At 39.9% G+C, this 14246-nt stretch carries 12 protein-coding genes and 1 tRNA gene; 9 read left to right on the top strand and 4 right to left on the bottom strand.

The features are described from left to right. Positions 1 to 16: 16 nt before the first annotated feature. Together HYN51_RS01410 and HYN51_RS01405 are read right to left on the bottom strand one after the other, a co-directional pair. A complete protein-coding gene (locus tag HYN51_RS01410; protein WP_108901213.1) occupies positions 17 to 310 on the bottom strand; it encodes a co-chaperone GroES in 294 nt (97 codons plus the stop codon). Between the two features lie 175 nt (positions 311 to 485). Continuing rightward, positions 486 to 965: an FxsA family protein gene (locus tag HYN51_RS01405; protein ID WP_108901212.1), complete on the bottom strand. Its 480-nt coding sequence runs from the start codon at positions 963 to 965 to the stop codon at positions 486 to 488. A 405-nt stretch (positions 966 to 1370) separates the two neighbouring features. Between HYN51_RS01405 and aspA the strand changes: the two genes are divergently transcribed. The 9 genes from aspA (at position 1371) to HYN51_RS01360 (ending at position 12617) form a co-directional block, all read left to right on the top strand. Continuing rightward, entirely contained in the window at positions 1371 to 2795 is a 1425-nt protein-coding gene (gene aspA, locus HYN51_RS01400) for an aspartate ammonia-lyase (protein WP_108901211.1), read from the top strand. Positions 2796 to 2943: 148 nt separating this feature from the next. Beyond that, a complete protein-coding gene (locus HYN51_RS01395; RefSeq protein WP_108901210.1) occupies positions 2944 to 4245 on the top strand; it encodes an anaerobic C4-dicarboxylate transporter in 1302 nt (433 codons plus the stop codon). 137 nt (positions 4246 to 4382) lie between these two features. Next, positions 4383 to 4727, top strand: coding sequence for a divalent cation tolerance protein CutA (gene cutA, locus HYN51_RS01390; protein ID WP_108901209.1), 345 nt, complete (start codon positions 4383 to 4385; stop codon positions 4725 to 4727). Beyond that, positions 4703 to 6451 carry a protein-disulfide reductase DsbD gene (locus HYN51_RS01385; RefSeq protein ID WP_108901208.1) on the top strand — a complete coding sequence of 583 codons (1749 nt, stop codon included), beginning with the start codon at positions 4703 to 4705 and terminating at the stop codon, positions 6449 to 6451. The genes cutA and HYN51_RS01385 overlap by 25 nt, the downstream gene beginning before the upstream one ends. Positions 6452 to 6588: 137 nt before the next feature. Then, positions 6589 to 6664 (top strand) — tRNA-Phe (locus HYN51_RS01380). Positions 6665 to 7521: 857 nt separating this feature from the next. Then, positions 7522 to 8592, top strand: a complete 1071-nt coding sequence (gene wecA, locus HYN51_RS01375) for a UDP-N-acetylglucosamine--undecaprenyl-phosphate N-acetylglucosaminephosphotransferase (protein ID WP_192878431.1) — start codon at positions 7522 to 7524, stop codon at positions 8590 to 8592. Positions 8593 to 8734: 142 nt separating this feature from the next. After that, complete coding sequence (locus tag HYN51_RS01370; protein WP_230514043.1) at positions 8735 to 9985, top strand: polysaccharide export protein; 1251 nt, start codon at positions 8735 to 8737, stop codon at positions 9983 to 9985. Then, a complete protein-coding gene (locus HYN51_RS01365) occupies positions 9973 to 10419 on the top strand; it encodes an arsenate reductase/protein-tyrosine-phosphatase family protein (protein WP_108901207.1) in 447 nt (148 codons plus the stop codon). The genes HYN51_RS01370 and HYN51_RS01365 overlap by 13 nt, the downstream gene beginning before the upstream one ends. Before the next feature lie 41 nt (positions 10420 to 10460). After that, positions 10461 to 12617 carry a polysaccharide biosynthesis tyrosine autokinase gene (locus tag HYN51_RS01360; RefSeq protein ID WP_108901206.1) on the top strand — a complete coding sequence of 719 codons (2157 nt, stop codon included), beginning with the start codon at positions 10461 to 10463 and terminating at the stop codon, positions 12615 to 12617. 63 nt (positions 12618 to 12680) lie between these two features. Here HYN51_RS01360 and HYN51_RS01355 read toward each other — a convergent pair whose 3' ends face one another. Together HYN51_RS01355 and tehB are read right to left on the bottom strand one after the other, a co-directional pair. Beyond that, the gene (locus HYN51_RS01355) at positions 12681 to 13028 is read right to left on the bottom strand and encodes a DUF4156 domain-containing protein (RefSeq protein ID WP_157952949.1); all 348 of its coding nucleotides are present in this window, start codon (positions 13026 to 13028) and stop codon (positions 12681 to 12683) included. A gap of 173 nt (positions 13029 to 13201) precedes the next feature. Beyond that, complete coding sequence (gene tehB / locus HYN51_RS01350; protein ID WP_108901204.1) at positions 13202 to 14065, bottom strand: SAM-dependent methyltransferase TehB; 864 nt, start codon at positions 14063 to 14065, stop codon at positions 13202 to 13204. Between the last annotated feature and the right edge of the window lie 181 nt (positions 14066 to 14246).

Raw genomic sequence — 14246 nt, 5'->3', positions numbered from 1 at the left:
AAAAGAGCGCTCTAAATTACGCTTCAACAATTGCCAGAATATCGCTTTCGGACATAATCAGGACTTCATCGTTATCGATTTTTTCTACTTTCACGCCGTAGCCATCGTTAAAAATAACGACATCACCAACTTTTACATCCAGTGCTTTCACTTCGCCGTTTTCAAGAATACGACCTTTACCAACAGCCAATACTTCACCACGGGTGGATTTTGCTGCGGCAGAACCAGTCAGTACAATACCGCCAGCTGACTTAGTTTCAACTTCTTTGCGTTTGACAATAACGCGGTCGTGTAATGGACGAATTTTCATTGATAGCTCTCCTTTGAGAAGGTCCTTACCAGGTTAGATTGAGCAGGTACATTTATAATTACCAGCCTTGTGAAAGAGATATTGGGGGCATTCACCCTCCCTTCAAGGGGGAAGGTGAAAAAAAATTTACATCAGTTAGATTGCATAAATATTAAACAAGGATCGGGATGCTTACTTAAACGTCAGGATCTTTCCTGTCGCCAATATGTTTTTTTGTATCATCGTCTTTACGTTGAAACTCACCTTCCACAGTATATCCTCCCTGACGTGTCGTCGATGAACTCCCCGAAGCGGAACGAAATACATTAATGAATGGCATCATCCTTAAAGTCAAAAGCTTCTGAACAGGTGGAAGCAACAGCAACAATCCTAAAAAATCGGTGAAAAAGCCGGGGATTAACAATAAGAAACCCGCCAACAGCAACGAAACGCTTTTTACCATTTCACCGGCTGGGTTCTCACCACTTGCCATCTTCTCCTGCATTTGTATTAATGTTCTTAGCCCTTGATGACGGACCAGTGACACCCCTAAACACGATGTCAGAATGACCAGAATTAATGTGAGCGCCACGCCAAAAACAGCGGCGACTTTAATAAAAATCGTGATCTCGATGTAAATTAGCAGAAATAATAGAATTAACGGTAGCCAGCGCACAGAAGATCCTTAACATTCAGAAATTAAATGATTTTTATATAATAACATACTGAAGCTATATCAAAAACAAGCATAGTTAACATCAAAGTGATGTTTCGATAACCTATCATTAAAATTAGCAAAAGCAGTTTAATATACTATATATATAGCCTTGATATAGTGTCGACATCTTAAAAAATCAACTATAACGACAAAAACAACAACTACCCATTTGGTGTGATTTGAATCACGTTTATGTCATTAATATTTTTTGTGATGTCAATAATCTGATCTAGATTCATACTTTTAATCAAAATGAGCTTATTATCTCGGCACCAAGAGCTACAACGCTTTTATAATGTCGTCATCACTTAGCAGCACCGTTTTTCACTATTTATTCATCTTGGTATATTAAAGAAGGTTTACATGTCAAATAACATCCGAATCGAAGAAGACCTGTTAGGGACACGTGAAGTACCTGCTGAAGCTTACTATGGTGTTCATACTCTACGTGCCATTGAAAACTTTTACATCAGTAATAGCAAAATCAGTGATATTCCAGAGTTTGTTCGCGGCATGGTAATGGTAAAAAAAGCAGCAGCTATGGCTAACAAGGAACTGAAAACCATTCCTCGTTCTATTGCTGATACCATCATTCAGGCTTGTGATGAAGTATTGAAAAATGGTAAGTGCATGGATCAATTCCCTGTTGATGTGTATCAGGGTGGTGCGGGTACCTCTGTCAATATGAATACTAACGAGGTTATCGCCAACATTGGTTTGGAGATGATGGGTCATCAAAAAGGGGAATATCAGTATCTAAACCCTAACGACCACGTCAATAAATGCCAGTCTACCAACGATGCTTATCCTACAGGATTCCGTATCGCAGTTTACGCTTCACTAATGAAATTGGTTGAGTCTATTGAAGTACTACGTGCTGGCTTTGATCGTAAAGCCGTTGAGTTTAAAGAAGTCCTTAAAATGGGTCGTACTCAGTTACAAGACGCTGTACCAATGACCTTGGGCCAAGAGTTCCATGCTTTTAGTGTGTTACTGAAAGAAGAAGTCAAAAACATTACCCGCACGGCTGAATTACTGCTCGAAGTTAACCTTGGTGCAACCGCTATCGGTACCGGTCTGAATACACCAAAAGAGTATTCTCCTCTGGCAGTACAGAAGCTGGCTGAAGTTAGCGGCTTCCCATGCGTAGTTGCAGAAGACTTGATCGAAGCAACGTCTGATTGTGGCGCTTACGTTATGGTTCATGGCGCATTAAAACGTCTTGCAGTAAAAATGTCTAAAATTTGTAATGACCTTCGTTTACTCTCCTCTGGTCCACGAGCAGGTTTAAACGAAATCAACTTACCTGAGTTGCAAGCGGGTTCTTCTATCATGCCAGCTAAAGTTAACCCGGTTATTCCTGAAGTTGTAAACCAGGTTTGCTTTAAAGTTATCGGTAACGACATTTGCATAACTATGGCCGCTGAAGCCGGTCAATTACAGTTGAACGTCATGGAACCTGTTATCGGTCAGGCTATGTTTGAGTCAATCCACATTCTGTCTAATGCTTGTCACAACTTAGTTGAAAAATGTGTTGATGGCATCACTGCCAATAAAGAAGTGTGTGAGGCCTATGTGTTCGGATCAATCGGTATCGTCACTTATCTGAACCCATTCATTGGCCACCACAATGGTGACATTGTTGGTAAGATTTGTGCTGAAACTGGCAAAACCGTACGCGAAGTTGTTCTGGAGCGCGGTCTTCTGACCGAAGCAGAACTTGATGATATCTTCTCCATCAAGAACCTGATGCACCCAGAATATAAAGCAAAACGTTACGACGACTAGTTGCTGGCGGGCAAAGACTCAGCTATAACAAAATAAAAGGCATGTCATTGAAAAAATAGCATGCCTTTTTAGTACCCGTAGGAAATTGCAGTCGTTAACCTTGTGTTATCTATTTTTAATAACACTTATAAAATCAAGGAAATATTATATGTTAGCTGTACAATTTGTGATTGTCCTGCTGGCCATCTATGTTGGTGCTCGACTAGGTGGTATCGCCATCGGTTTTGCTGGTGGACTTGGCGTACTGATACTGACTACAGTTTGTCGAATAAACCCGGGTAATATCCCATTCGACGTTATTCAAATCATTATGTCCGTTATCGCAGCCATCGCTGCAATGCAAGTAGCTGGTGGTATGGACTATCTGGTGAGCTTAGCTGCCAGACTGCTACGTAAACATCCTAAGTACATTACGTTTCTTGCACCCATCGTTACCTACATCATGACAATCTTTGCAGGTACGGGCCATACTGCGTTCTCCACTATGCCTGTTATCGCTGAAGTGGCAAAAGGTCAGGGCATCCGTCCTTCCCGTCCACTGTCTATTGCGGTTGTAGCATCACAGATCGCCATCACAGCATCACCAATTTCAGCTGCGGTTGTATTCACGGCCGGTATTCTAGAACCTGTTGGTGTGAGCTATTTAACGCTGTTGGGTATTTGTATCCCAACTACTTTCGTTGCCGTTATGTTGACGGCGGTGATCAGCAACTTCCTCGGCTGTGAGTTAAAAGACGATCCTATCTATAAAGAGCGTCTGGCTAAAGGTCTAGTTAGCAATACTAAAGTTGCGGATATCGTGATTAAACCAGGGGCGAAACTTTCTGTTTTGTTATTCCTGCTTGGAATCGTTGCCGTTATGCTGTATGCAACAGCGATTAGTAAATCCGTAGGTCTGATCGAAACCCCTATTTTAGGCCGTGACCATGCAATTGTTGTCTTCATGTTGACGATTGCTACCGCAATTTGTGTTTTCTGTAAAATTGATACTAATGAGATCTTGAATGCGAGTACCTTCAAATCAGGTATGAGTGCTTGTGTCTGTGTTCTAGGTGTTGCATGGTTAGGCGATACATTTGTTCAAGCCCACATCAACGAAATCAAAGAATTCTCAGGCGGCCTGCTCCAAGACCACTCCTGGATGTTAGCCATTATTCTATTCTTTGCCGCTACGTTACTGTATTCACAAGCGGCGACAGCTAAAGCATTGTTACCTGCAGCACTGGCTCTTGGCGTAACGCCTGTCGGTATTGTAGCGTCATTCGCTGCGGTTTCAGCACTGTTCGTTTTACCAACTTACCCCACGCTGCTAGCTGCCGTTCAGATGGATGATACCGGTTCAACCCGTATCGGTAAGTATGTGTTTAACCATTCATTCCTGATCCCTGGCGTTATTGCGATTACCCTGTCAGTTCTGTTTGGATTCATTGTAGGTAATATGGTTCTGTAATTACCTCGATAGACCTGAGGTGCCCGCACTTCAGGTCTATTCTTCTCTTTCTCTTCCAGTTACTGACAAACACCCACTCAACCAGTATAGTATTTTGTCGAATGCAACATGTTTTCCATCATCCAGAGGTAAACATTATGACAGCAGCAATTTCTGACAGTACCGGAACCAACGCCATTGTTATTCTCTGTACTGCGCCAGATGAGGCGAGTGCACAAGAGATTGCGACTTTAGTATTGGCTAAAAAATTAGCCGCCTGTGTCACGATCTTACCCGGTGCCACCTCCCTCTATTATTGGCAGGGGAAGTTGAAGCAGGAGTATGAGGTTCAGATGTTGCTCAAAACGAATTGTCAGCATCAGGATGCTCTGATGGCAGCGCTAAGGCAGCATCACCCTTATGAAGTACCAGAACTGCTTGCATTACCAATCAGCAGAGGCGACAAAGAATATCTATCATGGTTAAACGCATCACTAAATTAATTATTCTCTTTTGGTTAACGCTGTTCTGCGCTTCGTTTAGCGCACAGGCGTCACTATTTGATAAGGCACCATCCGCCGGAAAGTTTATTAGTGTCGATCAGGCTTTTGCCTTTGATTTTAGCCAGAACAATCAGAATGTCATTCTCAAGTGGGATATTGCTCCAGGTTACTATCTCTACCAACACCAAATAAAAATTGAAGCACAGAATAGCACGCTAACTCCCTATACATTTCCGACTGCAGAAAAGCATAACGATGCCTTTTATGGTGATACCTTAATTTATAAAAATGCGTTATCCGTACCTCTGACTCTTTCAAAAGCTCAAAATAACTCAGTTATTACGGTTAGTTATCAGGGTTGTGCTGAGGCCGGGTTTTGTTACCCACCCGAAACGCGAACGGTTCCATTAAGTGAAATAACAGCGACCAGCGATTCTGCATCAACAACTGTCTCACTTCCACAAAGTAACAGTGCAAATACTGAAGAATCACTTCCTTTCTCCCCTCTGTGGGCTTTAGTTATTGGCATTATTGCCGCAGCTACCCCTTGTGTGCTGCCCATGTACCCTTTGATTTCCAGTATTATTCTGGGAAATAAGCAAAACTATAGCCTGAAGCGCACTTTTTTTCTGGCCTTTGTCTATGTTCAGGGGATGGCATTAACCTATACCGTATTGGGTCTTGTTGTGGCTGCTGCTGGCATGCAATTTCAAGCCTATTTTCAGCATCCGGTTGTTTTAATTGGCCTGTCAGCGCTGTTTATTCTATTGGCGCTTTCTATGTTTGGGATCTATACCCTACAGCTCCCCTCTTCATTACAAACCCAAATGACCGGCTGGAGTAATAATCAAAAAGGTGGCTCTCCTTTTGGTGTCTTTATTATGGGCGCGCTAGCAGGTCTCATTAGTTCTCCATGTACAACCGCACCGTTAACAGCAATCCTGCTTTATATTGCCCAAAGCGGCAATTTGCTAGCCGGTGGTGGAACGCTCTATCTGTACGCGCTAGGCATGGGAATTCCCTTAATTCTAGTTACACTGTTTGGCAACAAAGTATTACCACGCAGCGGCCCGTGGATGCAGTATGTTAAAGAAGGATTTGGATTCCTGATCCTCGCACTCCCAGTAATTTTACTGGGTCGCCTGTATGGCGAAGTTTGGGAACTACGGATGTGGTCTGCATTAGGATTAGCTTTCTTTGGCTGGGCCTTTATTGTCAGCCTACGTTCTCAACAAGGATGGAGCAGACTCCTTCAACTACTATTACTGGCCGCAGCACTGATTGTTACCCGTCCATTGCAGGATTGGGCATTTAGTCCTATCACTTCACCGGCCCAGCCTACTACCCACGGCGTCTTTATACCGGTCGCTAATAGTGATGAATTACACCAAGCCCTAGCTAATGCTAAAGGTAAAACGGTTATGCTGGACCTGTATGCTGACTGGTGCGTAACCTGTAAGGAATTTGAGAAATATACCTTTAGTGCACCATCTGTACAAAATGCACTGTCTGATGCCGTTTTACTTCAGGCTGATGTAACAGCGAATAATAAACAGCATATAGCGTTGCTGAAGGAGTTTCAGGTGCTGGGCTTACCCACGATCCTATTTTTCGATAAAACGGGCAGAGAACTCACTGAGCTGCGTGTGTCAGGGTTTATGAATGCCGAGCAATTTATTGAGCATATTGAAAAGATCAAAAAGTATACCACTCAGCGCCAGTGACTCCACACCTATTTCGCTGAATATTTAGGCATAACGATAGAATTCGAGTGAAAAAACAGCGGTTGATCGAAATTTACCACTTAAAAGACAGAAAGCCATTGACGATAAGACTCAGATCCGGTTTAATGCGCCCCGTTGCCCGGATAGCTCAGTCGGTAGAGCAGGGGATTGAAAATCCCCGTGTCCTTGGTTCGATTCCGAGTCCGGGCACCATCATTCAAAGAACCCGCCTTTTGGCGGGTTTTTGCTTTTGTGGAGCTTGATACATTCATATATAGAATACATACTATTTTTTATGTATATCTTTTTAAATAAAAGTTACAAATCTGTTATAAGTAAAAATATCAATACAACGTCGCAGATAATTCTGGTCATATTAATTAGTAAGTTATAAATAGCGAATATACATTATTCGCCAATTCATCATTTAATTTTCTAGTTACTATATTTTTTAAGACCTATAAAAATAATCTCCTTCTTAAAAACCACTCATAAAGCGCGTAGAACTGCATAAAATTTTAATTAAACTCATTACTTTATAGCTAGTTACTCTTTATGATTATATTATCCGATTTAATGAATCACATTGATTATCGGCTCCTTATTAATACCGCAACTTACTAATATCAAGACCTTTTAATATTAAAGCACAGATATTATATACGGGTTTAAAAGCCAGAAAACAATAACTGCCCGTTGCTTTAATCCATTTACTCCTTTAAAATCGAATTCTGCGTATTACCGAAATGAGAATCGGATATAGTAAAGCGCAAGTAAATAATTATGAATGTCCTTGTTGTCTCATAATTGTTTAAAATGGATGAAAAAACAGAGATAGAAAATTGACAGGAAGTCATTTAATGCTTATTCCCACCGGATATTCCTTTCATTAGCTATCTATTTTATATGATGCGTAGTTTCTATTAATTAATTGAAATTATTTATTTTTATATATGAAATAGCATCAAATAAATTATCAACTTAAATTAATTCAGCAAAATGGCAGCTGTAAGCCATGGGCGGTAGCCTGCTACAAACCCTGAAAATTTGCAAAAGGCTAAAGGTATTCTGTGTTTTTCTTTTTATTCTCGGCGTCTGCCTGTTGTCTAACCATACTATTGATAAGCCGAATTCTCGCTATTCAAGTTGGCCTTGTAGATAAACCAAATGTCCGTAAACTGCATCACGGACATATTCCATTGGTTGGTGGCATTGCTATCTATCTATCAATGTGTGTTATGTATATCTTTTTAGATGGGTCTCTGCCGCATAGCACAACCTACTTGATTGGCGCATCAATTCTGCTTACCGTAGGGATATTAGATGACCGTCTCGATTTACCCGTTTATCCTAGAATCATTATTCAGGCGCTAGTTATCATTCTATTAATGATGGATGGGGCTTATCTTTATTCATTAGGCAACTTATTACCTAACAATATACTGATATTAGGCTGGATTGGATACATTATCACTTTATTTGCCATGTGGGCTTCAGTTAATGCTTTTAATATGACTGATGGCATTGACGGGTTACTTGGTGGGCTTACCTGTGTTTCATTATTGGGACTGGGTATCAGCTTTTATTTAGGAAATCAGAATAAGTTAGCCGTCTGGTGTCTTACGCTCATCGCAATCATTATTCCTTATTTATTACTCAACTTAAGTATCCCATTCGGTAAGAAGTTTAAAGTCTTTATGGGAGATGCAGGTAGTACGCTAATCGGATTTACTATTCTTTGGCTATTATTACTAGCAACCCAAGGCGATAATGCTGTCATCGCCGCAGTAACTGGCCTATGGCTAATAGCAATTCCGTTAATGGATATGGTCACGGTTATACTCAGCCGCGTTCTTCAGGGGAATAGTCCTTTCAAACCTGATAGAAGACATCTGCATCATATTCTAATGAACCAAGGGCTAAGTTCACACCAAACCCTTCTTACCATCGTGACGATGGCACTGCTTTTAGCTTTTTTTGGTATTGCATTAGAGCAATTTAAGATCAAAGAGATCATTTCTCTTCTTCTGTTTTTAGGCGTATTTTTCATCTATTTCTATTTAATGAAAAAATTACAATCAACTACAGCTAAACAGCATATAATAGAAGAATTACAGGTCCCAAAGAATAACACTAACTAAATGATATATTGAGTAATTTTAAAAAGACAGCATGAGCCGTTTATCTCATTCAGGCGGCAATGCTCTTACCAGTAATCGGGCGATAGTAAATTATCAGATTACCCGCGTATTCCTGATGTTGGCCCCAACTTTATGGCAGTATATGAAAATGAAAATATCTCTATTAATTCCATCACTAATAACCATCGTCTTTCTAAGTGGCTGTACTTTGGAACCTGGAAGTCACCTTTCGATTTCAAATAAGACCGTTCAGGAACAGGAAGATGAAAACTTTGACATTAACACAATGGTCAATGTCTATAGTATTACGCCACAATTAGTTGAACAACATCGAGTTCATCCCGCAGTTGCTCAGGCTAATCCCGATCTGGAAAAAGAGCTACAAAACTACGAATATCGTATCGGTATCGGTGATGTATTGATGGTAACCGTATGGGATCATCCTGAGTTGACTACACCAGCAGGCCAGTTTCGTAGCGCCAGTGACACGGGAAACTGGGTACAATCTGATGGTACTATTTTTTACCCCTATATCGGTAAGATCTCAGTTAAAGACAAAACTATGGCCCAAGTACGGGCAACGATAACAAACCAGCTCGCTCAATATATTGAATCTCCCCAAGTCGATGTCAGTATTGCCTCTTTTCGAGCTAAAAAAGCCTATATTACTGGTGAAGTCACCAAGTCAGGCCAACAACCTATTACCAATATCCCATTGACCATAGTCGATGCACTTAATCAAGCGGGTGGTCTTACCGAAAATGCTAACTGGAACAATGCCATACTTACACGCAATGGAGAGAAATATCCCATATCGTTAAATGCATTAATGCAACATGGTGATTTAACCCAAAACCGTTTGTTGCATGATGGTGATATTTTATATGTTCCACGTAATGATGATTTAAAAGTCTTTGTTATGGGTGAAGTCAAAAAGCAAAGCACATTACGCATGGATCGTAGCGGTATGACATTAACCGAAGCGCTGGGTAATGCCGACGGTATTGATCAAGCGCTGAGTGACGCCAGCGGCATATTTGTTATTCGCTCCATCAGAAAAAATACATATAAAACAAATAGCAATACCATTATCGAACAAAATAACGGTCCTGAAGACGGGACCTTGCAATTTAACCCGCTGGAAGAGAATAGCAACATTAAACCGGACAACAGCGCTGATAAAAAATTAGCTAATATATATCAGCTAAATGCAAAAGATGCTTCTGCGCTAGTATTAGGCACTGAATTCCAATTGCAACCTTATGATATTGTTTATGTCACTACCGCCCCTATCGCTCGTTGGAATCGCGTGATTAGTCAACTAGCTCCAACAATAACCAGTATTAACAGCATGACAGAATCAACTCGTTGGGTTAGAAATTGGCCAAACTAAAGTTTGACTCTATTCTGGTTGTTTGTGTAGGCAATATTTGCCGTTCACCTATAGGAGAACGGCTCTTACAAATACAGCTACCGAATAAGACTATTGAATCTGCAGGTTTGAACGCTATTGTGAATCATCCTGTAGAAAAAACGATGACAGAAATTGCACTACAACATGGAATATCGGTCTCAGATCACAAAGCTAAACAGTTCAATGCTCAACTATGTCACCAATATGACTTAATTTTGGTCATGGAAAAAGTACATATGGAAACAATAAATCACTTGGCTCCAGAAGCCAGCGGTAAAACAATGTTGTTTGGCCACTGGAATAACCAACGTGATATTGTCGATCCTTACGGGCAGAGCAAAAAAATGTTTGAGTTAATTTATCAACAGTTATCTGAGTCCGCAGATATGTGGGCGAAAGTGCTTAGTCACTAAACATATTAATGAAGATAGCATCAGAATAAGCAGGAATAAGTATGTCAGAAAATCGTAGTGCCTTACATAAGAATCCTAAAGAAGAAGATGAAATAAATTTAGGAAAGATTTTAGGTACCATTATAGATAAAAAATGGTTACTCATATCTATTACAATATTATTGACTCTAATTGGAGCTTTTTATTCTTTATTCGCCACTCCTATTTATCGGGCTGATGTACTGATTCAGATAGAAAAGAACCCTACCAATAGTCTTTTAAATAGCGTATCCGAAATTTTATCAAGTAATGTTATCCCATCAACAGCAACAGAGATGGAGCTGATAAAATCACGGATGGTCATAGGAAAAACCGTTTCCGACCTGAATTTAGATATTGAAGTATCAGAAACGTACTTTCCAATCGTTGGAGAAAAATTATCTAAATGGCTAAAAATTAGGCCTGGTCAAGTGGCGATCTCTAAATTTGATATCCCTGAGGCCATGTATAATGATGAATTCATCCTTACAGTCTTACCCGACAATCAATATACTCTGGAAGGAAATGATATTGATATAACGGGTAAAATAGCATCACTTGAGAAAAGTAATAATATTTCTATTTTAATCAGTGATATTATTGCTCCCGTAGGAACGACATTTAAGATAAAGAAAAGAGATTATCTCACTGCAATTAATAATGTGTTATTGGATTTATCAATTCAAGACACAACGAAAGACGGTGGAATACTTAGACTTTACGTCACGGGAAAAGACAAAGAAAAAATAAAGAAAATCGCAGATAGTATTAGTAATAATTATTTACAGCAAAATGTCGAGAGAAAATCAGAAGAAGCCGCTAACAGCTTAGGCTTTTTAAAAGAACAACTACCACTGATAAAAAAACAACTTGAAGAAGCTGAAATCAAATTAAATACATTCAGACAAACTAATGAATCTGTTGATTTAACGTTAGAGGCAAAATCGATCCTTGACTCTATGGTTTCAATTACGTCTCAGTTAAATGAAGTCACATTTAAAGAAGCTGAAATATCTAAATTATACACTAAAGAGCACCCTGCCTATCGTTCATTATTAGAGAAGAAGGATACATTACTGCAGGAAAAAGAACGCTTAAACAAAAGCGTTACTAATATGCCGAAAACACAGCAAGAGATTTTAAGACTGACCAGAGACGTACAGTCTGGCCAAGAAATCTATATGCTTCTACTAAATAAACAGCAAGAGCTAAACATTAATAAAGCCAGCACGGTTGGTAACGCCAGAATTGTAGACAAGGCGATTACCCAACCAGAAAAAATAAAACCTAAGTCATTATTAATCATAGCAATCTCATTTATTGCCGGGATATTTCTCTCGATCCTAATAATCTTCATCCAAGAGCTCTTCAGAAGAACCATTAATGACTCATCACAGCTTGAAAATACGGGTATAAATATTTATGCAAATATTCCATTATCTAAAAATTTAAAGAATAAGAATAGAAGCCTCATAAAACAGCCGCAAACAGATTCCACTACATTATTGGCAATAGAACAAGAAACTGATTTAGCTGTTGAGGCAATACGAAGTCTGAGAACCAGCTTACATTTCGCGATGCTTGATGCCAGCAACCGAATACTCATGATTACTGGTGCGACATCAGGTATAGGGAAAAGCTTTATCAGCAGTAACCTTTCAGTTGTTGTCGCACAATCAGGGGTCAGAGTTCTTCTCATTGATGCTGATATGAGAAAAGGAGGGTTACATAAGTTATTTAAGATATCGATGGAAAATGGGCTCTCCGATATTCTTTCTAATAAAAAAGAAATCGAAAAATGTGTTTATAAAACAAAAACTAACGGTTTAGATTTTATTCCGAGAGGTTCAATTCCTCCTAACCCATCAGAATTATTAATGAATAAGTATTTTTCGTCATTCATTGAATGGGCGGGTACAAATTATGATCTGATCATTTTCGATACCCCACCAATATTAGCAACAACAGACTCAATGATTATTGGTCGATATTCTGGCACAAATCTGCTGGTTGCACGATTTGAACACAGTTCTGTCAGGGAAGTGGAAATGTCACTAAAACGTTTTGAGCAGAATGGCCTGACGATAAAAGGGCTTGTTCTTAACGCAGTCCAACAAAGAGCATCCAAATACTACGGCGATGGTATTTTTGAGTATTACACTTATAAATCAGAAAAATAACGCAAAGTAGAAACAAAACAATTTCAGCTCCGGTACAGTGCCGGAGCTGAAATTACCAGCCAATCAATTTGGGCAACGGTAAATCTGCCCGCTGACTTTACTGTCTAGAGGGACGAACTCAGATAAAAAACTGTGTCCTTGTCCACTCACACCATAAATAACATTTCCGCCCATGGCTGCCGCTTTATTACGCAGATCGTTTGTTGCGCTGGTCACAGAATCATATTCACTGCTAGCACCAGACAACCAGTTACCTTGGCTTCCTTCTGCTGAACCTAATAACTGGCATGTCGCACCCGGTTGCTCATCAGCTATCCGGACTTGCTGACCGGCACCACTTAGCGTATTAGTGCTGGAACAACCCGCCACCAGTAATGCCACCGCAAGACTTAAACACAATTTAACCCGCATGTTTCCCCCTATATCATATTGAGCATCTTACTGATTCTAACAAAAAACCACGGGCCGCTTTAAGCATCCCCTGCCACATTGACTTGAATCATGACCCTGTACCGAGTTACAACACCAGAGTACCCTATTCTTTTTATCCGTGCTGAAGTAAAAGACTGATGGCATGATAAAAATCAGGCAACTTTCTTTGCCAATAGCGTCGCAAAACGCAACTTGATACGATTACCATCGCTATCTGTTTTATGTAGCTCCCCTACATCTTCGTTATATTTAATAATCTCCCAACCTTGATAATAATCTTTCAATTCACCTTGGCTAAAGGTAAATGAAAATGGTACTGAACAAGGGTAGTCATCCGTCGACATCGCAGAAACAATCAGGTTGTAACCGTTACTCTCAGTCTTATCCTGCATATTTTTAATAATGGTAGGCACTCTTTCTTGATCCAAAAACATAAATACGACGGTAGACAGGATAAAACCATAGGTATCATCAATCTCCTGCTCGTTGATATTGAATACTTCAGCCTGAATGCCACTTAACGGTCCGGAATCAATAATCTCCCGAAGCGCATGAATACTCTGCTCATTTTTATCAAGCGCCCTAACATCAAAGCCAAGCTTATTTAAATAGAGAGAGTTTCTGCCTGAACCACATCCTAAATCCAGCACCTTACAAGGCGTAACGTAACGCGTTGCGTTAAGCACTTCAGAATGCGTTTTTGTCATACCATACTTCTTATTGGTATAGTCCTCCGGCTGACAATAAAAATCGAGCTGACATTCAATATCTGGAGAATAGCTAACGATCTTGTGCCACGTCTGTGGCTTAATGAGCTCAGGCTGACGATGTACAGAAAACTGCTCAATACGAATAACTTCACCCTCTCCGGTTAAAAAAGCAAATGTCATCTCACCTTTAAACAACGTCAATTTTGCCCAAGTCCCTTGTTGAGTATTCTGTTTTTCCTCAAACATGGCAGGCAGCGTTACGCTGTTCCAGCAGGGTAATTGCTTGTAACAAATAAGGTTTTCCATATTGAATCTCTTATACTGAATGATTTAGCTCAAAAAGAGCGATGTTCTTTGTTATATATCGATAGTAACGCAATTCAGGCAAAGGAGTTGAATTAAAGTAAATGGCCTGAATTGACTTCGATTAATTTCAGCTTATAACTGATTGAGTTTTAGAACTGTTTTTTTCTTGTTGAGCTTTTCT

It is taken from the genome of Limnobaculum parvum (assembly GCF_003096015.2).
In the GTDB taxonomy this organism is placed as follows: Bacteria; Pseudomonadota; Gammaproteobacteria; order Enterobacterales; family Enterobacteriaceae; genus Limnobaculum; species Limnobaculum parvum.
Note: the sequence above shows the minus strand (reverse complement) of the source record. Positions and strands in the feature narration are given on the sequence as shown.